Origin of the sequence: Serratia bockelmannii (assembly GCF_008011855.1) — a bacterium.
Classification (GTDB): domain Bacteria; phylum Pseudomonadota; class Gammaproteobacteria; order Enterobacterales; family Enterobacteriaceae; genus Serratia; species Serratia bockelmannii.
This window is the reverse complement of the sequence record NZ_VOUX01000033.1, coordinates 1,789,357-1,808,325: the sequence shown is the minus strand read 5'-3', so window position 1 is coordinate 1,808,325 and position 18,969 is coordinate 1,789,357. Positions and strand designations below refer to the sequence as shown.

General features: G+C 50.7%; 22 protein-coding genes and 2 pseudogenes. 13 read left to right on the top strand and 11 right to left on the bottom strand.

Annotated elements, in window-relative coordinates; translation table 11 throughout:
• Nucleotides 1–21 precede the first annotated feature (21 nt).
• Together FOT55_RS25165 and FOT55_RS25160 are read left to right on the top strand one after the other, a co-directional pair.
• Nucleotides 22–1,194 carry an MFS transporter gene (locus FOT55_RS25165; RefSeq protein ID WP_089196196.1) on the top strand — a complete coding sequence of 391 codons (1,173 nt, stop codon included), beginning with the start codon at nt 22–24 and terminating at the stop codon, nt 1,192–1,194.
• Nucleotides 1,195–1,296: 102 nt separating this feature from the next.
• Entirely contained in the window at nt 1,297–1,635 is a 339-nt protein-coding gene (locus tag FOT55_RS25160) for a DUF2002 family protein (protein WP_025303979.1), read from the top strand.
• A gap of 26 nt (nt 1,636–1,661) precedes the next feature.
• On the opposite strand, the gene FOT55_RS25155 is transcribed toward FOT55_RS25160, so the two are convergent.
• Together FOT55_RS25155 and FOT55_RS25150 are read right to left on the bottom strand one after the other, a co-directional pair.
• The gene (locus tag FOT55_RS25155) at nt 1,662–2,108 is read right to left on the bottom strand and encodes a DUF1198 family protein (protein WP_147824208.1); all 447 of its coding nucleotides are present in this window, start codon (nt 2,106–2,108) and stop codon (nt 1,662–1,664) included.
• A gap of 67 nt (nt 2,109–2,175) precedes the next feature.
• Nucleotides 2,176–2,511: an MbeD/MobD family mobilization/exclusion protein gene (locus FOT55_RS25150; RefSeq protein ID WP_004928976.1), complete on the bottom strand. Its 336-nt coding sequence runs from the start codon at nt 2,509–2,511 to the stop codon at nt 2,176–2,178.
• Between the two features lie 184 nt (nt 2,512–2,695).
• Here FOT55_RS25150 and smrA point away from each other — a divergent pair, with 184 nt between their 5' ends.
• Nucleotides 2,696–3,268, top strand: a complete 573-nt coding sequence (gene smrA / locus FOT55_RS25145) for a DNA endonuclease SmrA (protein ID WP_025303977.1) — start codon at nt 2,696–2,698, stop codon at nt 3,266–3,268.
• Between the two features lie 50 nt (nt 3,269–3,318).
• Here smrA and FOT55_RS25140 read toward each other — a convergent pair whose 3' ends face one another.
• Nucleotides 3,319–3,732, bottom strand: a complete 414-nt coding sequence (locus FOT55_RS25140) for a DoxX family protein (RefSeq protein WP_016929826.1) — start codon at nt 3,730–3,732, stop codon at nt 3,319–3,321.
• Between the two features lie 192 nt (nt 3,733–3,924).
• On the opposite strand from FOT55_RS25140, the gene FOT55_RS25135 reads away from it, so the two are divergent.
• Nucleotides 3,925–4,155: a (4Fe-4S)-binding protein gene (locus tag FOT55_RS25135; protein ID WP_025303975.1), complete on the top strand. Its 231-nt coding sequence runs from the start codon at nt 3,925–3,927 to the stop codon at nt 4,153–4,155.
• A gap of 1 nt (nt 4,156) precedes the next feature.
• The gene (locus FOT55_RS25130) at nt 4,157–4,435 is read left to right on the top strand and encodes a GNAT family N-acetyltransferase (RefSeq protein ID WP_147824207.1); all 279 of its coding nucleotides are present in this window, start codon (nt 4,157–4,159) and stop codon (nt 4,433–4,435) included.
• 32 nt (nt 4,436–4,467) lie between these two features.
• On the opposite strand, the gene FOT55_RS25125 is transcribed toward FOT55_RS25130, so the two are convergent.
• Nucleotides 4,468–4,650, bottom strand: coding sequence for a YodC family protein (locus FOT55_RS25125; protein WP_025303973.1), 183 nt, complete (start codon nt 4,648–4,650; stop codon nt 4,468–4,470).
• A 120-nt stretch (nt 4,651–4,770) separates the two neighbouring features.
• Between FOT55_RS25125 and FOT55_RS25120 the strand changes: the two genes are divergently transcribed.
• Nucleotides 4,771–5,286: a DUF1543 domain-containing protein gene (locus FOT55_RS25120; protein WP_147824206.1), complete on the top strand. Its 516-nt coding sequence runs from the start codon at nt 4,771–4,773 to the stop codon at nt 5,284–5,286.
• On the opposite strand, the gene FOT55_RS25115 is transcribed toward FOT55_RS25120, so the two are convergent.
• The gene (locus FOT55_RS25115) at nt 5,281–6,207 is read right to left on the bottom strand and encodes a LysR substrate-binding domain-containing protein (RefSeq protein ID WP_147824205.1); all 927 of its coding nucleotides are present in this window, start codon (nt 6,205–6,207) and stop codon (nt 5,281–5,283) included. The genes FOT55_RS25120 and FOT55_RS25115 overlap by 6 nt on opposite strands.
• An 85-nt stretch (nt 6,208–6,292) precedes the next feature.
• On the opposite strand from FOT55_RS25115, the gene FOT55_RS25110 reads away from it, so the two are divergent.
• Nucleotides 6,293–6,793, top strand: a complete 501-nt coding sequence (locus FOT55_RS25110) for a GNAT family N-acetyltransferase (RefSeq protein WP_025303970.1) — start codon at nt 6,293–6,295, stop codon at nt 6,791–6,793.
• A 59-nt stretch (nt 6,794–6,852) separates the two neighbouring features.
• Here the strand turns inward: FOT55_RS25110 and FOT55_RS25105 are convergent, their stop codons facing one another.
• The gene (locus FOT55_RS25105; protein ID WP_147824204.1) at nt 6,853–7,587 is read right to left on the bottom strand and encodes a class I SAM-dependent methyltransferase; all 735 of its coding nucleotides are present in this window, start codon (nt 7,585–7,587) and stop codon (nt 6,853–6,855) included.
• Between the two features lie 98 nt (nt 7,588–7,685).
• Between FOT55_RS25105 and FOT55_RS25100 the strand changes: the two genes are divergently transcribed.
• The 4 genes from FOT55_RS25100 (at nt 7,686) to FOT55_RS25085 (ending at nt 10,851) form a co-directional block, all read left to right on the top strand.
• Nucleotides 7,686–8,138 (top strand): GNAT family N-acetyltransferase, encoded by a 453-nt coding sequence (locus FOT55_RS25100; protein WP_147824203.1) that lies wholly within the window; start codon nt 7,686–7,688, stop codon nt 8,136–8,138.
• A 112-nt stretch (nt 8,139–8,250) separates the two neighbouring features.
• Nucleotides 8,251–8,667, top strand: a complete 417-nt coding sequence (locus FOT55_RS25095; protein ID WP_238476136.1) for a DUF2946 domain-containing protein — start codon at nt 8,251–8,253, stop codon at nt 8,665–8,667.
• Between the two features lie 71 nt (nt 8,668–8,738).
• Complete coding sequence (locus tag FOT55_RS25090) at nt 8,739–10,400, top strand: DUF2534 family protein (RefSeq protein WP_187181969.1); 1,662 nt, start codon at nt 8,739–8,741, stop codon at nt 10,398–10,400.
• A 103-nt stretch (nt 10,401–10,503) separates the two neighbouring features.
• Nucleotides 10,504–10,851 carry a DUF6404 family protein gene (locus FOT55_RS25085; RefSeq protein WP_147824201.1) on the top strand — a complete coding sequence of 116 codons (348 nt, stop codon included), beginning with the start codon at nt 10,504–10,506 and terminating at the stop codon, nt 10,849–10,851.
• Between the two features lie 217 nt (nt 10,852–11,068).
• Here FOT55_RS25085 and FOT55_RS25520 read toward each other — a convergent pair whose 3' ends face one another.
• On the bottom strand, nt 11,069–11,212 hold the full coding sequence (locus tag FOT55_RS25520) for a hypothetical protein (RefSeq protein ID WP_187181968.1): 144 nt from the start codon (nt 11,210–11,212) through the stop codon (nt 11,069–11,071).
• A gap of 78 nt (nt 11,213–11,290) precedes the next feature.
• Between FOT55_RS25520 and FOT55_RS25080 the strand changes: the two are divergent.
• Nucleotides 11,291–12,221: pseudogene (locus FOT55_RS25080) on the top strand (integrase core domain-containing protein).
• Nucleotides 12,222–13,056: 835 nt separating this feature from the next.
• Here the strand turns inward: FOT55_RS25080 and FOT55_RS25075 are convergent.
• Nucleotides 13,057–13,411, bottom strand: a pseudogene (locus FOT55_RS25075) (transposase); the annotation flags it as partial.
• On the opposite strand from FOT55_RS25075, the gene FOT55_RS25515 reads away from it, so the two are divergent.
• Complete coding sequence (locus FOT55_RS25515; RefSeq protein ID WP_187181977.1) at nt 13,364–13,609, top strand: hypothetical protein; 246 nt, start codon at nt 13,364–13,366, stop codon at nt 13,607–13,609. The pseudogene FOT55_RS25075 and the gene FOT55_RS25515 overlap by 48 nt on opposite strands.
• 37 nt (nt 13,610–13,646) lie before the next feature.
• Here FOT55_RS25515 and FOT55_RS25070 read toward each other — a convergent pair whose 3' ends face one another.
• From FOT55_RS25070 to FOT55_RS25060, 3 genes are read right to left on the bottom strand one after another with little or no spacing between them, the layout of a single operon-like run.
• A complete protein-coding gene (locus tag FOT55_RS25070) occupies nt 13,647–14,819 on the bottom strand; it encodes an alpha/beta hydrolase (RefSeq protein ID WP_147824200.1) in 1,173 nt (390 codons plus the stop codon).
• Nucleotides 14,813–15,259, bottom strand: coding sequence for a response regulator (locus tag FOT55_RS25065; RefSeq protein ID WP_065772069.1), 447 nt, complete (start codon nt 15,257–15,259; stop codon nt 14,813–14,815). The genes FOT55_RS25070 and FOT55_RS25065 overlap by 7 nt, the downstream gene beginning before the upstream one ends.
• Complete coding sequence (locus FOT55_RS25060) at nt 15,219–18,524, bottom strand: hypothetical protein (RefSeq protein ID WP_147824199.1); 3,306 nt, start codon at nt 18,522–18,524, stop codon at nt 15,219–15,221. Before FOT55_RS25060 ends, FOT55_RS25065 begins: the two co-directional genes overlap by 41 nt.
• Between the last annotated feature and the right edge of the window lie 445 nt (nt 18,525–18,969).

Here is an 18,969-nt window from a genome sequence, read left to right as displayed (position 1 = left end):
GTCCGATGCGAGCCACCTTCGATGACCGCAGAAAATAACCTCCAGCTGAACCGACGTATTTTGTCCGTGGTGATGTTCACCTTCGTCTGCTACCTGACCATCGGCCTGCCGCTGGCGGTGTTGCCGGGATTTGTGCATGACCACCTGGGCTACAACTCGGTGTTGGCGGGCCTTATCATCAGCGCGCAATACTTCGCCACGCTGTTCAGCCGCCCGCACGCCGGGCGTTACGCCGATCAGCTGGGGCCGAAGAAGGTGGTGCTGTTCGGCCTGGCCTGCTGCGGTGCCAGCGGCCTGTTTTACGCGCTGGCGTTCGGCGTTGACGGTTACCCGTGGCTCAGCCTGCTGTTGCTGTGCGTGGGGCGGGTGTTTCTCGGCGTCGGCGAAAGCTTCGCCAGCACCGGTTCCACGCTATGGGGCATCGGCCGGGTCGGGGCGATGCACACCGCGCGGGTGATTTCCTGGAACGGCGTTGCCACCTACGGGGCGATGGCGGCCGGGGCGCCGCTTGGCGTGTACCTGAATCAGCAGTGGGGATTGGCCGGGGTGGCGGCGCTGATCGTGCTGGCGGTTGCGGTGGCGCTGCTGTTGGCGAGCGGCAAGCCGGACGTCTCGATCGCCGCCGGGCAGCGCATCGCCTTTAGCGCGGTGTTCGGCCGCATCTGGGCCTATGGTCTCGGTCTGGCGATGGGCACCGTCGGTTTCGGCGTGATCGCCACGTTCATCACACTTTACTATGCCGACAAAGGCTGGAGCGGCGCGGCGTTTTCGCTGACGCTGTTCAGCTGCGCCTTCGTCGGCATTCGCCTGATCTTCAGCAACGTCATTAACCGCCACGGCGGGTTGAAGGTGACGCTGGCGTCGTTTCTGGTCGAGATCGTCGGGCTGCTGTTGATCTGGCAGGCTGGTGAGCCCTGGATGGTGCAAACCGGCGCGTTGCTGGCCGGCGCCGGTTTCTCGCTGGTGTTCCCGGCGCTGGGCGTCGAGGCGGTGAAACAGGTGCCGCCGCAGAACCAGGGCACGGCGCTCGGCACCTATTCGGCGTTCCTCGACCTGGCGCTGGGCATCACCGGCCCGCTGGCCGGGCTATTGATCGGGCAGACGGGCGTGCCGTCGATCTATCTGGCGGCGGCGCTGCTGGTGGCGCTCGGGGTGTTGCTCACCCTGCGCCTGCTGCAACGCAGCCGGGCCTGATTCAGGAATAGTCCGAAACCCGGATTCCTTCCCAGAAAATCATTGTTTCGGTGAATGATTACGGTAAGGTCGCTCAGCGGTCCAGAATGAGAGGAGGAATCGATGTATTTACGGCCGGATGAAGTGGCTAAAGTGTTGGAGAATACCGGCTTTGAGCGTGATTATGTCACCGATCAGGCCTATGGTTACCGCAAGGGCGCACACTACGTGTATGTGAATCGCGAAGCGCGGATGGGCAGAACCGCGTTGGTGATCCACCCGGCGCTGAAAGAGAGAAGCGTGCATTTCGCCACGCCGACCTCCCCGGTGCGCTTCAGCGAGCAGTATCTGGAGTTTCCCCTGGATTTAAGCAGCGACACCCCGAACCAGCGCTACGGCATCGCACACGGCTTCAGCTCGCGCGAAGCGCTTTCGCGCTACCTTTACAGCATGTTCCTGTAATCGGTCCCCCGACCCGGGGGACGCTATCAGCCGTGGGCCAACGCTTCGCGGTTGAAACGCTCGTTGTAGGCGCGGCGGAATTGCGCCAGTTCAAACGCATCAATATCCAGATCGGCGAAGTAAAACAGCGCCGCTTCGGTGTGCTCGGCGTGTAGCTCCGGTGACAGCCCGGCGCGCAGCAGCACGTCACGCCACAGGGCAATCTGCTCGTCGTCCGCCTGTTTGATAAACGTCAGGTAGATGAACAGCAGATAAGCCGCCTGGTGCATCTCTTCGGTGTAGCCGTTGTTCAGCATGCGGATAAAGGTCTGGCTTTGGCGGCCGCCCATTTCCTGGATCATCGATTCGATCAGCATCGGCTTGACCCTCAGCAGATGGGCCAGCGAATCGATGGCTTTGCGGGTGTCGGACGTCAAGATGCGGTAACCGATAATGAATACGACGATCAGGGCGGCGAGGATGATCCAGGTCATTTAGGCTTTATTACACTCTCAATACGCCAGAAGAGGGGCGGGAGGCGCTGTGCGACAGCGCCCGCTATCAATGCTGTTCGCCGCTGAAATTACCGACCGCGCTCTGTTGGCGCAGGTGGTGATTGAAGGTGGCCGCGTCTTTGGCCAGCGCGTCCAGATGGGCGCCGAGCATTTTGATCTGCTTGACTAGCGCATGCTGTTCCGGCACCGAACTGGCGGTGCTCAGTTTGCGCGCCAGTTGTTCATTCTGCGCCCGCAGCGCGGCTTCGCGCTGTTTGGCTTCTTCCAGCAGTTGCTGCAGCGCCTGGTAGCTCTGCTGCCATTCGCGGTGTTGCCGTTCGAAGCTGCTCTGCAACTCATTCATCGCATTTTGAAACTGGATTTCCAGCTCGCGCATTGTCATGGGCTCGATCCTTTGCGGCACTCAATGATGGCTTAGCAGTATAGCGAAAACTGTTCGCAAGCTCACCCGTTGACGACAAATGAGACAAATGCCGCTGACAATTCCCGGCTTGCAACCGCGCCAAGGCGTCTTACAATCGACCCCATTCCCAGCCGTAAAGGCTGCCGTTCAAGAGAGGTGGAACATGAGCGAGCAGGAAAAAGACTTTTTTGAACAGGCGATGGCGGACGTGGTGCCGCTGGAGAGCGGACGGCAGACGCTGTACCTCAAGCCGCAGGCGGCGGTGGACAAAAGCGCGCGGCGCGAAGCGCAGCGGCTGCGGCAGGAAAACTTCCTCAGCACCGATTTTCTCGAGGTGATCCCCTGTGAACAGCCGCTGGAGTTCAAAGGGGAAGGCATTCAGCAGGGCGTGCTGGACAAACTGCGCAACGGGCGTTACCCGCCGCAGGCGTCGCTGAACCTGCTGCGTCAGCCGGTTGAAGCCAGCCGGCAGGCGCTGTTCCGTTTCATTATGCAGGCGGAGGCGCAAAATCTGCGTTCGCTGCTGATCGTGCACGGCCGCGGGCGGCAGAACGAAAGCCATCCGAATATCGTGCGCAGTTACGTCGCCAAATGGCTGGCGCAGTTTGAGCAGGTGCAGGCGTTTTGCCGCGCCTTACCGCGCGACGGCGGCGAGGGCGCTTGTTATGTCACGTTGCGTAAATCGGCGCAGGCCAAGGCAGAAAACTTTGAGCGCCACGCCAAGCGCAGTCGTTGAAAGGATAGCCGAAATAAAATGGCCGGCGAATATCGCCGGCCATCGATGAATTATTTATTAAATATTTTATAGTCCAGCGAATAACGGCCGGCGCCGGTTACCGCCAGCAACAGCAAACCACCAATGATGCTGATGTTTTTAAAGAAGTTAATTTCGTTGCCCATCATTTCCATGCCGGTCATTTTCCAGAACGGATGGCCGATAAACGCGGTGCCCAAAACATACAGGGCGAAAATGACCGCGATAGGCCGAGTAAACAGGCCGAGAATAAGCGCGATGCCGAAAATAAACTCCACCACCACGGCAACGATCGCCGCCAAATAAGGCATCGGCGTGCCGTAGCCTTCCATCGCCGTGACGGTTGCACCGAAGTTGACCAGTTTCATCCAGCCGAAAATGATAAACAGAACCATCAGTAGAATACGGGACAGCAGAATTACGCCGTCTTTTGAGCTATCACCCATTTCGAACTCCTTAGCCACTGTCGGAATTATGTTGTCTTACTGAATAAAGATTAGAACAATTTACGTTTTTTTCTAGCGGCGACGGGCGGTTGCGCCACTTTTTTCGTTGGGTGAGACGCGTGGTGAAGCCAACGGCATTGCCTATACTTGAGCCTGGAGCAAAAACAATAAAACAGGCAATGTGAGGCCAAGATGGATGAGGAATTGACCGCCGCCGGTTACCGTCGTTATTCCGGCGACAAGATTGACGTTTATTTTAACAGCGCGATATGCCGCCATTCCGCCAACTGCGTGCGAGGCAACGCGGCTATATTCACCTTGAACCGCCGGCCGTGGATTATGCCGGACAATGCCGAGCCGGCCGAGGTGAAACGCGTTATCGACACCTGCCCCAGCGGCGCACTGAAATATAGGGAGAAATAATATGGATCATAAAATACTGGCAGACGAGAAGCGTTTTTATATCAATGATGAGCAGGGCAAGCTGATCGCCGAGATCTCTTTCGTGCCGAGCGGCGACAAGCTGACCATAATCGATCACACCTGGGTGGATGAGTCATTGAAGGGGCTGGGCGTCGGCAAAAAGCTGGTGGCGTTGGTGGTGGAGAAAATGCGCGCGGAGCAGCGTAAAATCATTCCGCTATGCCCGTTCGCCAAGCATGAGTTCGATACCACCCCAGCCTATCAGGACATTCGCGCCTGAGGCGATAACGGGGCGCGGCGCGCCCCGGTCATTCAGCAGACGCCGAAATCGCCGTCTTCGTGGTACAGCGCCACGTCGCTGGCCTGCACTTCCGTGCGCTGCTCTTTACCCAGTTCATTCCAGCTGCAAACCAGGGTTTCGCCGTCGATCGCTACCACGGTCATCTTTGGGCCGCCGGTGGTGCGTTGTACAAAATCACCGATATTGAATGCCATGCGTTCCTCCACAACAGATTAAACCTCATCTATTGATAACACAGAATGGCGCCGCCGTTGGCAGGTGTTTCGTTATGTATTAAATTATACAGCGATTATCACCAGGGAGAGCAGACTAACATGCCGGGATTATTGATGTTTTATGTGGGCGGTACGGCGCCGGGCGCCAATATTGAGTTGCACGACGTGCAGTTTGCGGCGGCGGATGGGCCGGAAGAGGCGTATCCGCTGCTGCGTGAAAAATGGTTCGGCGATAAGCGCAAGGTGCATGTCGACGGCTATGCGCGCATCGACTGGGCGGACGGTTACGACGTGAGTCTGGAGCCCGCGCCGTTCACCGGTGAAGAGAAGCTGTTTTTCGTCAACGTGGGCGGCTACCGCAGCGATGAGCTGGCGGAATTGCACCAGTTCGGCCTGTTTGTGGCGCGCTCCGCCGACGAGGCGAAGGAGAAAGCCAAACGGGTACTGCTGACGGACAGCGCGCAGCAGCACAAGGATGACCTGGCCGACGTGGACGACTGCCTGCTGCTGCAGTCGCTGCAGGGCTACCACGTTCATTTGCGCGCCAACCCGCACGGCAAACCGGCCCGGCCGCTGTGGCAGGGGTATCTGCCAATCGGCGAACCCGCGTTATAACGCCGCCAGCGCCTGCAGCTGTTGCCGCAACCAGCGGCAGGCCTCCGGCCGGCCGTTCTTGCGGTGCAGGTAGATTTTGATCTGATACGGCGGCACCGGAAACGGCAGGGGATGGATATCCAGCGCCGCCGCCTGCCGCAATTTTTGCGCGGCGTAACGCGGCATGCTCATCACCAGTTCGCTGTCGGCGACGATGAACGGCGCGCCCAGCAGCGAAGGCGTGCGGATGGCGATATCGCGTTGCAGCCCCAGTTTGTCGAGCTGGTAGTCAATGACGCCACGCTGTTCGTTCCACGGTGTCACCACCAGATGACGCGCCTGCAGGTAGTTTTCCAGCGTCAGCTCGCCGTATTTTGCGCTGAGGGCGGGTGAACAAATCGCCACATACTCATCCTCCAGCCAGTTCACCTCGTCGATCTCCGGGTAGCTTTCGCCGTCGGTTTCGGTAAAGCCCAGCGCGAAGTCGATGCGCCCCGCCAGTAGATCGTTCAGCGCCACCTTGCGCTCGGAATAGCGCAGCTGAAACGACAGCCCAGGCGCCAGGCGCTGCATCTGCGCCATCAGTGCGGGAAACACCGCGAAAGCGGTGTAATCGGTAATGGCGAAGGTGAAGCTCTCCCGGCTTTCGGCGGGGACGAAGCGCGGGCGCGGATGCAGCCCTTTGGCCAGCAGCGCCAGACTTTCGCTGACGGTCGGGGCCAGGCTGTCGGCATACACCGTCGGGTGCATGTCGTTGCCGACCCGGTAGAACAGCTCGTCTGCCAGCGCCTTGCGCAGCCGGATCAGCGCGTGGCTCAACGCCGACGCACTGAGGGCCAGCTCTGCTGCGGCGCGCGTCACCGATCGCAGCCGATACACTGCTTCGAACACCAGTAGCAGGTTGAGATCGAGACGCTTCAAATCCAGATGCATGATATTCATTACCTGTTGATAAAAATGCAGTTCATACAGTATTTGAGGCGCGATATGCTGGCAAGCACAGTCATCAACACACTCAGGATTTGCCATGACCATTGAGATTTATCCGGCGCAAAAAAGCGACGCCAAACTGATTCTGGATATGATTATCGAGCTGGCAGTGTACGAAAAGGCGCGCGAACAGGTGCTGGCCAGCGTGGAAGACATCGAACGCAGCCTGTTTGGGCCGGGCGCCTGTTCCGAAGCGCTGATTTGTACGGTGAACGGCGAGCCGGCGGGTTATGCGGTGTTCTTTATGAGTTACTCCACCTGGCTGGGTAAAAATGGCATCTATCTGGAAGACCTGTACGTGGCGCCGAAGCATCGCGGCGCGGGCGCCGGTAAAAAGCTGCTGCGACACATCGCCCAGCTGGCGTGCGAACGGCAGTGCGGTCGCCTGGAATGGAGCGTGCTGGACTGGAACCAACCGGCCATCGATTTCTACCTCAGCATCGGCGCGCAGCCGCAGGGCGAGTGGGTGCGCTATCGTATGGAAGGCGAGGCGCTGACGCACTTCGCGGCGCACGGGGCGGCGTTGCCGGCACAATAGCCGTTGGGGGGAGGCGGCCTCCCCAACTGTGGTGATGTGAACGGTTTACTGCGGATCAATCAGGCGGGTTTGCGGGCGGCGAGAATGAAGATCATCGGGCGCTCCTGCTCTTCGCCCAGCGCCGAATTAGCGGCGATTTGCTGCGCGCTGGGGCTCCATTCGTTCAAATGCTGGATGATAAACCCTTGCTGCGCCAGCGGGTTGATATAGCCGCCAAGCGTGCGGTGCTGCTTGATGACGCCTTCCGCCAGCCAGTTGGAAACGCGCTGGCCTTCTCGCTGGTAACCGTTGACCGGCCAGGATTTCTGCCCGTTGCCGTCGGTCAGCCAGCCCTGCTGCGCCGGGGCGGTGTAGATCGGGTGTTCGGCGGTGAAGATGAACTGCCCGCCGGGTTTCAGTGCGGCGTACACCGTGGCGAACAGCGCGGGCAAATCCTCGAGGTAGTGCAGCGTCAGCGAGCTGTAGACCAGATCGTAACTTTCCGGCGGCAGCTGCAGCTGCGCCAAATCCTGCCGACGGTACTCGATGCCCGCGTCGGCGGTCATCTCCCGCGCCTTGGCCAGCATTTTTTCCGAGACGTCCAGTCCCAGCACGTCGGCGGCGCCCTGTTCGCGCGCGCTGCGGCAAAACCAGCCGTAGCCGCAGCCGAGATCGACCACGCTTTTGCCCTGCAAATCCGGCAGGATGCGGCGGATGGCGGGCCATTCCGGCGCGCCGTCCAGGCCGTGCTGCGAGCGGCTGAGCTGCGCATAGCCGTCGAAGAAGGCCTGATTGTCATAGATGTTTTGCGTCATGATGACTCCTTAGTGAATGACGGCGGCGGAATGCCGCTGCCATACCGTGCATATTGCTGCATAATTCTACGCTGACAACATGAATAACGGGAATGACGATGGACATGATTTCGGTGCGGCAAGCGCCCGAGCTGGCGCCGCGCGCCATTGCGTATTTTCAGCGGCACTGGGCCACGGCAGAGACGCTGATGATGTATGAAGACGCCATCAACCGCAGCCTCGGCGCCGCCAACCCGCTGCCGCAGTGGTACCTGCTGATGGAAAATGACCAGATCCTCGGCTGCGCGGGGCTCATCACCAACGACTTTATCAGCCGTGGCGAGCTGTATCCCTGGCTGTGCGCGCTCTATGTAGAGGAAGCGCAGCGCGGCCGGGGCTACGGCGCCAAACTGATTGAGCATGTGGCGGCGGAAACCCGCCGGCTGGGCTTCCCGCAGCTGCACCTGTGCACCGATCTGGAGGGGTACTACGAGCGCAGCGGCTTCGTTTACAACGGGCTCGGGTATCACCCCTGGGGCGAAGCCTCACGGGTCTATTCACGGGTGCTGTGATCGCCGCCGCCGGGGGCGAGCAAGACAAATCTGACTTTTCTTTCACCTCATCGCGCAACGCGGGTTACACTGGCCGCTTGTTCACCACCGACCGGGTTAATTCGCCGCTGCGATGAGAGTGCCACGTCAGCTACAGCAACGCTTTACCGCCTGTATCGCCATTATGGCGGTGCTGTTGCTGTTTGTTGCGCCGGTGGTGTCGAAATCGCTGATGCACCATCAGATGATGGGCGGCATGGCACAGCCGGCAGCCGCCATGCCGCATGACATGCACGGGATGGCGATGCCCGCCGCCGAGCATGCCGGCCACCATGGCATGGATCCGGCGGAGATGATTTTCTGCGGCTATTGTGAGCTGCTGATCCACGTGCCGCTGCTGCTGTGGGCATTCGTCCCGCTGCTGTGGCTGATGACGCGCATCGCGCGCCTGCCTTGCGCGCCGCGCATCGTTTCTCCGCCCATTCGGCGCCTTACTCTGCGGCCGAGCCCGCGCGGGCCACCCGGCCAACCGTTTTTCCCTATTGCTTGATCATGGGTAACGCCGTCCGTATCGCTGCGGATGGTTTGCCTGCGCGCACAGTTTGAAAAACGAGAAAGGCCATGTCTTCAATAACCAAAACTCCACCTGCAGCATCGCCGCGTGGCGCGATGCTGAACCTGATCAGACGGCTGCATTTTTATATCGGCCTGCTGGTCGCTCCTTTTATTCTGGTCGCTGCACTGACCGGCACGCTGTATGTGCTGACGCCGCAGCTTGAAGAGGCGCTGTATCGCGATGCGCTTTTCACCGAACCGCACGGGCAGGCGAGATCGCTGGCTGACCAGATCGCCGCCGCCCGCCGTGCGGCGGGTGACGAGGCGCGCATTTACGCCGTGCGTCCGGCTCCCGGCGCAATGGACACCACCCGCGTGCAGTTCGCGAGTGCCGATCTGGGCGCCTCCGAGTCGCGCGCGCTGTTTATCGATCCTTACACCCTGGCGATCAAGGGCGACATGACGGTGTACGGCACCTCTGGCGTGCTGCCGCTGCGCACCTGGCTGGACAAGCTGCACAGCAGCCTGCTGCTCGGCGACCTGGGCCGCAACTACAGCGAGCTGGCGGCCTCCTGGCTGTGGGTGGCCGCGCTGGGCGGCGTGGCGCTGTGGCTGGCGACGCGGCCGAAGCGCAAGCTGAAAAGGGCAAAAGGGGGCTTCGCCGCCAGCCGCCATTGGCATATCACGCTGGGCGTGGCGCTGCTGGCCGGGCTGTTGTTCTTCTCGGCTACCGGGCTGACCTGGTCGCAGTGGGCCGGCGGCAACATTGACGCGCTGCGGGCCAACCTGGGCTGGCTGACGCCGCAGGTCAACACCAGCCTGCAGGCCGATGCGCCGCAGACGCCGGCCGATCCGCACGCTGAGCACCGCGGGATGATGCCGGGCATGAAGATGGGCCCTGCCGCGCAGGCCAATGCGTTGAACGGTGATTGGGATCGGGCGCTGCACGCTGCGCGCGCCGCCGGGATCGACGCCGCCAAGGTCGAGCTGCGCCAGCCGAAAGGCGAGGGCAAAGCCTGGACGGTAACCGAAGTGGATCGCAGCTGGCCGACGCAGGTGGACGCGGTTGCCATCGCGCCGCAAAGCTTCGCCGTCATCGATCAGGTGCGGTTCGACACCTTCCCGCTCATCGCCAAGCTGACCCGCTGGGGCATCGACGCCCACATGGGCATTCTGTTCGGCTTGCCGAATCAGCTGCTGCTGGCGGCGTTCGGCCTCGGGCTGTGCCTGATGATTGCGCTGGGTTACCGCATGTGGTGGAGTCGCCGCCCGGCGGCGGGTGCGCAGCATCCGGTGCATACGCTGGTTGCCGCCTGGCTGGCGCTTTCCCTGCCGGCACGCGCCGTCACGCTGCTGGTAGCAGCGGCGCTGGGTTATTGCCTGCCGGTAATGGGCGTGAGCCTCGCGGCGTTGCTGCTGGTGGACGTATGGCGCTGGCGCGGGCAGCTGCAAGGCCTTCGGGACGAAACGCCGGAAGCGGCCGCCAGACGCGCCGAGGTGCGCAAGTTCCGCGCGGCGGTGGCGACAGTGGCGGTGGCGGTCGGTTGCGTGATGGGCCGGGCGATCCTCGGCGGCACCGTCGAACAGTTTCAACTGCCGATCGGTGACTGGAGCGCACAGATGGTGATCATGCAGAGCCTGATGGTGCTGCTGTATACGCTGGTGTTCACCCTGCTGCTTTCCATTCCGCTGTGGTATTTCTTCCTGGGGGAGAAAGAGGGGCGGTGAGGTAGCGTCCGGCATGCCTGCGGGCATGCCGGATATTTGGGAATAGGGCTTAAGCGCGTATCATCTCACCAGATAGGCAATTTCCACTGAAAGGAAGCGAACGATGACGTTTGAACAACGAAGGGACAAGGCGATAGCGCTGATGGAGGAAAAGAAGATGTGGCGGAGCAACTATGCGCCGCCAATCTTGCGCCTGCTGTGGCGAATGGATGTGAATATGCCACCGCCGCCGTTTGCGCCTTTCTGGCTGAATATGCTGTTCTTCGGCATTTGGTTTGGCCCGCTGTGGGGCGTGCTGATGTGGTTCATGGTATGGAAAAATCAGGGATATACCGGTGAAGAGGCCCTGACATTAAGCCTCGCCGCCGGCCTGTTGTTTGGCTTTTTTATGGCGCTTTTCCACTACAGGCGGAAAAAGGCGAACAGGCTGCCGGACTGGAACGATCTTTGACACGTTGGTGACGAACAGACACAAAAAAGCCCGCAACCGAAGTTGCGGGCTTTTTCGCTATTATCGCCGGGTCTATCTGGGCTGGCGGGAGTTGAATTTATTATTTATCACTTTGATTATTTATCATATTAATAATTTTATTTTTTCTTCGTGGGCCTAAATACGGGCCTAAAAATGTTGGCAATACTGGGTGAGTTAGGCATTAATATTCGATTTTTTAAGACAGCTCTTTGATTTTTAAAAAATATTGCATAATTTTTGCGTGGTGGGCTACCACCAAACGAATCAGAAAACCGATTCTGGAAAATTTTAAAGCGGTGGCAAGTTCAGGTGTAAGCACACCTGTTTTAGTTCCATTCACTTTTAGAGATCTTCCGACATACTGATTATATCCCCTGAGGAGATCGCTATGCGTAAGATCTGATTCACTGAACACCAGATCCTCGCCGTTCTGAAGTTCGTCGAAGCCGGACGTACCGTCAAGGATGTGTGCCGTGAGGCCGCTATTACAACTGGAAGGTAAAGTATGGCGGGATGGAAGCGGCCGATATTAAAAAAATCAAAGACCTTGAGGATGAGAATCGACGTTTGAAACAAATGTTTGCCGACCTGAGTCTGGATAATCGTGCGTTAAAAGACGTCATCGAAAAAAAGCTTTAAAACCAGCGATAAAGCGTGAACTTGTCAGCTATCTGACGGCACAATTTGCCATGAGTTTACGCCAGGCCTGCAGGACGTTATCGCTGAGCAGGACGGTGTATTTTTATCAGCCTGATACCCGGCGTGATGAACCTGTGATCCATGCGCTGACAGAATGCTATCCGCGCTACGGTTTCAAGAAGCAGTTTCAGCTGCTGCGCAGGCAGGGAAATACCCGGAACCATAAACGCGTTCATCGGATTTATTGCCTGCTGAAACTGAATTTTCGTCGCAAGGGAAAACAGCGGCTGCCAGTGCGTAATCCAGCACCACTGGCGATAGAAATCGACCTGAATATTCCGGCTCAGCGAGTCGTCCGGGGGCTGGACAGGATCGTGGTAAACCGCGGATACCCGCTGAAGATGCGGATGGACAACGGGCCAGAACTGGTCTCGCTGGCGCTGGCACAATGGGCCGAAGAACATGGCGTGCAGCACGAATTTATCAAGCCGGGCAAACCTACACAAAATGCTTTTATCGAACGGTTCAACCGGACAGAAATTCTGGATTTTTACCTGTTCAGAACACTGAATGAAGCACGGGAAATTACCGGGCGCTGGCTGATGGAATATAACAACGAGCGGCCTCATGAATCCCTGAATAACCTGACGCCGGAAGAGTACCGGCTGATGGCTGAAAACCCGGAACTCTCAAAACGTGCGTGGAACTAAAGCTAGGATGCTTACAGCACCAGACCGGAATGGCTGCTTACCGGGCATATTAACGCTGTCATTAGCATCACTTACTGGTGTCTTGGCAGTGGCTGGGGAAAGTTGGTTGAGGAAGTGCTTATAACCGATTTTATTGAGAACCGTGAGCAAGGCCGGGAATCCTTTCCGGGATTGTGAGGGGTTGAGCAAGCCTACCGGCGCGGTAGTGTTTTGCACACCTCAGAAGCGATGCTTCTTGGCTTCTCCTGGCCGGACAAAGACCGGATGCTGCCTTGGTGTGATCAATTCACCAGCAGGTATACCGGCTGGAAATAGTGTTTATTGGCAGCATGAAGATCAGCAGGGGTTGGCACAGTGACCGGAAGGGTAGGGCGTCGCTAAAGATAGATGCTCAGGTGGGAATCCAGAGGTAAAGCAGCGACATTAGCAGTCAAAACGACCAGAAATCTCCCAGAACCCCAGAGAGCAAAAAAACGCCATAGGCGGTTTTTTCTAAATAGTGGTGCCGGATTCGGAATCATATCTACGATTAACACAATGTTTCTTATCGTTTTTGTTGGTATTTATCGCAAGAGGAGCCCCCACAAAAGCCCCCGTAAAGGATCGCTTTGGTTTTGTGATGGTTATCACGTTAAAGCGTGGTTAAGGAGTAGGGGCATTATGTGTCTAAGTTCGTGTATAACGCTGGAATGGATTGGTTTAAATTTCTACCAAAAATTACTATCTGAATGGTCAGATAGTAATTTTAAACCAGTCTACACTTAGCCCTGAAAGCAGACCCTGCTAACCACCGTACTAGAGGTGATAATGTCTCAAATCTGTGAATTTCCCCCTATCTTTTTTCTTTCCACTCACCTTCACCGAAGATTTTCAGCCCGGTGGAATTAATCACCAGATGCGCTATTTCACCCTGGGTGGGCGTTTTAAAGCGGACATTAACCGGCTTCGCCCACTTGATGACACTGGTGTAATCCGGACAGCGCAACGGAACGTCCATCAGGGCAAAAATGGAATCAATAAAACCCTGTGCAGCCCCGCAGGGTTAGCTGGAAAATGTGCTTAACAACTAGGACGGTGGTGATGGTAAGGTCAGAATAACTCGATGTCTTCCCCGGGATGAGGGGGGCTGAGTCGTACCAGGCATGAATGCCCTCATCGTAGAGCCAGAAAGTGATGGCACCATGGTTAATGAAGGCTTTGTTGTAGGTTTACCTGTTAGTGATTTTGAACTTCTGCTTTGCCACGGTACTGCCTGCGCTATCAGGATGAGACGTGATCTGAACCTGCCATGGGCAAAAGTCCAATTTATTCAACAAAACTACGATAACGGTCAGATCTTAGCGTATTATCACTTTATGTTTGGTATTAATAACGCTTTAACAAGCTAACGGTGTTATTAGTTTAATTTTAGCTTTTGATTTTCTGTTAATACAAAAAATATAGCAAAAGCAAAAAACTAGCAATGTAAGTAAAGGGCTTTATATGATAAGCAAATTTAGATAGGATATGTAGTAGGTCTTCCCCTATGTAATTCTTACGCTCATCGACCATTATAGGTGGTGCGGATGAAATAATAAGAGGAAGCCAGTATTTTGATGAGAATGAAACTTCATTTGGTTTTTCTTTAGTGTAGAGGTCATGGCCGCCATTGAAATATCTATTTAAAAATTTTGCTGAGTTATCATAGTAAAACCCACTTTTACCTGCATCTCCTAAACCTAGAACTAAGCACTTTGATGCTACTAAGATATAGTCTTTTGTGCCGCATTCATTCACTGTTAGTTTTGCTGATGATATAAAATGCTCTATGTTAAATGATGAAGTAAGTGGGCTTCCACAAAGTATTATATTCTCAATTTTACAATCATGTTCTAGTTCTTTTAGAGCATCAGATAAAATAATTGTACCATAGCTGTGCGCAATGATAGTGATATCTTTGTCTTTATTGGTGATGATATTTTTCTTTAATCGTTTTGCGATCTGCTTAGTTTTTCTGTTTCTTAGTGGTGGGAAAATAAATGATACCAAATCGAAAAAACCATATTTTATTTCTATGAAATCGAACGATTTTGAATAGGATTTTATTTCATTTGCTAAGTTTCCCTGCCATTTACCAAACGTTCTTATTCCATGTATTGTAATTAATACTTTATCATGAGTTAATTGAGATGCCTTTTTCTTAGATTCTAAAGCTGTTCTTATTTGCTTAATAATGGCATTCAACCAATCATGGTTGCTAAGGCTCCCATCAAGGACTATAGATGCATTTTCATAAAAGGTATTTCTATAGTTCCCAAGTTCAGCCGTGTCCGCTGTCAATCCAATAATTAAGTTTGGCCTAATGTATTTTTTTTGTGAATTTGATATGTCAGTTAACAAGTTAAAGCTGTGAACCGCCTGAGGGATGCCTTTTAACTTCTTAGGTATAAGAACATCGAGTATTAAAATATCGGAAACCTCAAGCAGGCACTGCCTAGCTTTATCTGCAGTTTCTACATAACTTAAATCGAGTTGAGTAAAGAATTCACATCCAGAAAGAGTCTTTTTGATGAGATCGACTCTTTTTTCTGAGTCATCGACTACAATTATCTTTAGCAACTTAAATTCCCTATGATTTCTTTAAGATTTTCCTGCCATAAAGTTTCTGATGAATTGAACAGAATACATCCTTTATAGTTATCACCAAAGGTGGAAAGTAAGTCATGTATTTGTTCAAGGCTTAGATTTTCTGTGTTAACGCTAAAGTCTTTATAGCCAGTAAGAACAACAAAAGATGGCAATTGTCCAAGTTTATTCAATTTTGTAGCAATTTCTTTTCCAGCAATAGAACGAAATCTACCTCCTTGCGTAGTTTCACTTCTGTCAAAAGTGGGCATGCTCATGTCTAAAATTAAAAAATCGAATGTTGAATCACGCGCTGCCGAAAGGCCACTATTGTACGATGCTGCTTCAACTATATTAGCCGTATAGAATTCATTTAGGAAGTTAACGATTTTTTCACGCTTTAATAGATTGTCTTCTATGATTAAAATATTCATTTTTCAACCTAAATAGTGATATGAAATAATTGTCGCTTGTTTCAATATCGAAACAGTAACCATCTGAAGAGTTTTTTAACGTGCTATATATTTTATATAATCCACTCCCACCTTCTTTTGTGCTTAGGCTAGAATATTTTTCATTCCATTTGCTTTTCTCTCTGACTATGAGTTGTTGGGCTTCATCCTGGGATATTATATTTAGATTGTTAATAATTTTTATAGTATTGACTCCTCCACTGTTATCGTGAGACACATAGACTTTAGTATTGGGATGAGCATATTTACAGGCATTTTCTAGTGCGGTAAAAAGAGATATAAATAAAGAACGTGATTCTCTGTAATTTAAGGTTAAGTCGTTCTTGACGAATTCATATATGGGGGACTGATATTTATGCCCATAAATTTCTTCAAATGAAGACATTGTTGCTTCAAGAACAACTGAAAGTTTTTCATAATTATTTATATCATCAGATCCTACAAAGCGGAACCAGTTTAACACTAATTCTATTTCTTTTTTGAACAAAGTTCTTGCATTTTTTATTTCCTGCGTAAGTTCAATAATAGCTGCGTCTCTTTTAACTGAGTTAATACCTTCTTCAAGCAGGTCTAGAGCAATTAATATTTCAGGTGCAAGGTAATCATTGAGTTTATCTTGTGCTGAGCGAGCGTTCTCAGCAGTTATTTCCCACATATAATCAATAAGATCACTAAAGAATTCTTCATAATCCGAGGCGTTAGTTATTATTTCTGAAACTCTTACCAACCGATGATGATATGCTATATAGTTAAAAACATGTTTAGATTTCAGATCGGATATTTCTACACGGAAATTCTCGTTAACCTCATGTAATAAGTTATCAATTTTTTCTGAGAAATGGCCGAGTAATTCATCAAATTTGCTGACAATATGATTGTTTACATAGGAATATTTATCAGTCCAATAGACATTGGATAAATATTCCCCTTCCTTTTTTATCGTGACAAGATGGGTTTTCTCGAAACATGATCTAATTTGTGTCGTAAATACAATATGTCTAATTTCAGCACTTAAATACTTATCTAAACCATAATTCTCATCAAGTGCAAAATCGGCGACTATGTTTCTAAAAATTGTAAAGAGCATTTCCATTTTTTTACTTGAAGCAACTGCATTTCCCTCAGCAATCTCGAATAAATCTTCGGAGTTAATTCCTTTGGACTCATCGAGTGGAGAAAGCAAAATTCCCCCTTTGGTTTCGATAGCCTGCTCGAATAAATTCTGATAAATATGCTTTCTTTTATTTACTAAGGAGTGGACATCAACATATAATTTCCCTGACTCAATTTTTGCTCTAAGTTTCTCAGAGAAAAGATTTTCAAGTACACTATCTTTCTCCTTTTTTATCTGTTCCTCATTAATACTTTTTGCATTTATTAGTAAATCTAATATTGCAATCCTCTCATGCACTACATCATCATTTGAAACATAATCTGTAAAGTTATCTAATTGTGATGGAATGCATATATATTTTAAAAAGTATTCTTCTTTGGCACTGAATTGATTAGTTTCGAATATTTTGGAAGGTCTATGGGTTTTATTGAAATCCATAAATTCTTCGAATAAATCTGTTTTAGTATCTTCATAGTTATTATTTATTACTCTAGCCATAATATCGTAGATGACTAATGAGCTGATAAATATATCATTATCATTTTTATCGATACCAGTTACCAATCTACATAATGTTGCTATTGGCAGGTAGAGCGATGTAAAAGTATTAGATAAATATTTATCAATACAAAAGTCTATAGCTTCTGTAAATTTATTGTTTTCTATAAAATAGCGGCATTGAGTCTTTATAAAATCAGATTTTATTGGAATGATAGAGCTATCTACCAGAACCTCGCTGGTGTCATTTTTTCCATATTTTAAAGCACGATATTCTGGCAGTTGTCCACCCACTGAAAAACTTGGTTTAGGGGAGAAGTTTTTTATCCTTGCTTTTGAAGTGTTTAATTCTCCAAGAATACGAGTTTGTTTTCTTGCTGATTCTACATCATCTAAGTCAACAATCTCCTCTAGTGTTGATAGCAGATGAAATGTAAGGGATTTGGCCCAACTTTCTAATTTGAATTTAAAACAAATGCTCTTTAAAAAATCTAAACTGTCTAAAGTATTCTTGTCACATTGTAAGATTCGTGAGAAATTGGTGGTTATTTTATTAAGTAGGGTATCTTCTGAAGATGTTTCATTCAAGTATATTTTTGTTCTTGTTAATATTTCAATAAGTCCATAGTATTCATCGTTAGTATTTGTTATTAGACTGTCAATGTTTTTCTTCGCATCTTCATAGCAGCCCATTGTGTACAAATCTGTTATTTCTTGAATATTTTCCTTTGTCGTGCTGTCATCATTTACAAGTATTCTTAATTCATTATCTTCAACTAATTCCGATAATTCTAATAGGAGTGATTTTAAATCAATAGATATTGAATCAAGAACTTTATCTTCCAAAATTATTTCTTTTAGAAAGATATATTGATCAATCAATGATTCATAGTTTTCGAGTTTTATTAAATCTAAAGATAATGTTCTCTTGCTATCCATATAGGGAGGGAGATATTTTAACGACTCTACTGCACCTGCATCAATAGCTGATTGAACGCATGAGCTTCTATACTCATCCATTCGTAATAAGAATTCTCTTGTAAATATCTCATATGAACTACTTTCTGAGATCAATAGTAATTCACTTATTTTATTTTTGATGTTAGCCCTAGGAAACATTGTGGGCAATTTTTCAAGGTAATCTCGTGTGTCTCCCAAGTTAAATTCTTTGAGAATATGAAGCTTGAACTGTACAGCCCACCAGCTTTTACATCTAATATTTAAATCGTCAATTAATGTTAATGCTTTTTCAGGAGTACCGTTTAAAATACTGCTATTTATCTTTTTTCTTGTATTGTTGAATGTTTTTAACAAATCGGCATTGCCGAAAAAAAGGCCAATTATCCAATATATATAGTTTTTTGTGGTGAGTAACCCACTTGCATTACTAACATCATAGTGCTCTGTATTGGAGTCATAAATTGGTATGAAAAGTTTGGGTAGTAAATTGCTTGAAGCTAATTGGAATATTGGTATGGTTGCATTATAGACATTGAATTTCTTTATTTCTTCAATGATTCTATTATTCAGCTCTGTTGTTGAGGTCCATCTGTTTACATTAAAAATTTTTGGATCATAAAATAATTTGCTTGATCGTATTGTGTTTCTGCGCACATGTTCACCTTTGCTGCGATTATTTTTTATAACAAATATGAACGCTACCGCCCTCAGTTGTAACACTGATATGGCTTACTCCATATGTTTTAACCTTATGTTACAGCATGCTAATTGTATCTGGAAGTTTTACGCATATACAAATTTTGATGATTTTAATAAAAATACATAATTATCAATGAAATACATGTTTTTTTGTGAATGGTTTTCCCTATGGCTTTTAACTAGAAGCATACTCGATTTGTTGTAGATTGGGTTGTTTCCAAATTGCAGCCCCTTTTATTGTAAGTATCCAGGCAAAACGAGCCATTCACTTTTAAAAATCTACCGGAGTCTCAGAAAACCAAAAAAAGCCCTAAGGCTGGTTCTCCTGAAGTCAGGCCGTTCGGTGTCCGAACGGCCTGACTGTGGGTGCTAGAGTGTCGTCTGGTACAATAACCATTAT

Excerpts from the sequence above, each read along its gene's own strand:
- FOT55_RS25125 (WP_025303973.1), bottom strand. The coding sequence starts at position 4,650 with ATGGCATTCAATATCGGTGATTTTGTACAACGCACCACCGGCGGCCCA.
- FOT55_RS25140 (WP_016929826.1), bottom strand. The coding sequence starts at position 3,732 with ATGGGTGATAGCTCAAAAGACGGCGTAATTCTGCTGTCCCGTATTCTA.
- FOT55_RS25105 (WP_147824204.1), bottom strand. The coding sequence starts at position 7,587 with ATGACGCAAAACATCTATGACAATCAGGCCTTCTTCGACGGCTATGCG.
- FOT55_RS25165 (WP_089196196.1), top strand. The coding sequence starts at position 22 with ATGACCGCAGAAAATAACCTCCAGCTGAACCGACGTATTTTGTCCGTG.
- FOT55_RS25115 (WP_147824205.1), bottom strand. The coding sequence starts at position 6,207 with ATGAATATCATGCATCTGGATTTGAAGCGTCTCGATCTCAACCTGCTA.
- FOT55_RS25120 (WP_147824206.1), top strand. The coding sequence starts at position 4,771 with ATGCCGGGATTATTGATGTTTTATGTGGGCGGTACGGCGCCGGGCGCC.
- FOT55_RS25515 (WP_187181977.1), top strand. The coding sequence starts at position 13,364 with ATGAATGCCCTCATCGTAGAGCCAGAAAGTGATGGCACCATGGTTAAT.
- FOT55_RS25100 (WP_147824203.1), top strand. The coding sequence starts at position 7,686 with ATGGACATGATTTCGGTGCGGCAAGCGCCCGAGCTGGCGCCGCGCGCC.
- FOT55_RS25110 (WP_025303970.1), top strand. The coding sequence starts at position 6,293 with ATGACCATTGAGATTTATCCGGCGCAAAAAAGCGACGCCAAACTGATT.
- FOT55_RS25155 (WP_147824208.1), bottom strand. The coding sequence starts at position 2,108 with ATGACCTGGATCATCCTCGCCGCCCTGATCGTCGTATTCATTATCGGT.
- FOT55_RS25085 (WP_147824201.1), top strand. The coding sequence starts at position 10,504 with ATGACGTTTGAACAACGAAGGGACAAGGCGATAGCGCTGATGGAGGAA.
- FOT55_RS25065 (WP_065772069.1), bottom strand. The coding sequence starts at position 15,259 with ATGAATATTTTAATCATAGAAGACAATCTATTAAAGCGTGAAAAAATC.
- FOT55_RS25135 (WP_025303975.1), top strand. The coding sequence starts at position 3,925 with ATGGATGAGGAATTGACCGCCGCCGGTTACCGTCGTTATTCCGGCGAC.
- FOT55_RS25160 (WP_025303979.1), top strand. The coding sequence starts at position 1,297 with ATGTATTTACGGCCGGATGAAGTGGCTAAAGTGTTGGAGAATACCGGC.
- FOT55_RS25150 (WP_004928976.1), bottom strand. The coding sequence starts at position 2,511 with ATGACAATGCGCGAGCTGGAAATCCAGTTTCAAAATGCGATGAATGAG.
- FOT55_RS25095 (WP_238476136.1), top strand. The coding sequence starts at position 8,251 with ATGAGAGTGCCACGTCAGCTACAGCAACGCTTTACCGCCTGTATCGCC.
- FOT55_RS25130 (WP_147824207.1), top strand. The coding sequence starts at position 4,157 with ATGGATCATAAAATACTGGCAGACGAGAAGCGTTTTTATATCAATGAT.
- FOT55_RS25090 (WP_187181969.1), top strand. The coding sequence starts at position 8,739 with ATGTCTTCAATAACCAAAACTCCACCTGCAGCATCGCCGCGTGGCGCG.
- smrA (WP_025303977.1), top strand. The coding sequence starts at position 2,696 with ATGAGCGAGCAGGAAAAAGACTTTTTTGAACAGGCGATGGCGGACGTG.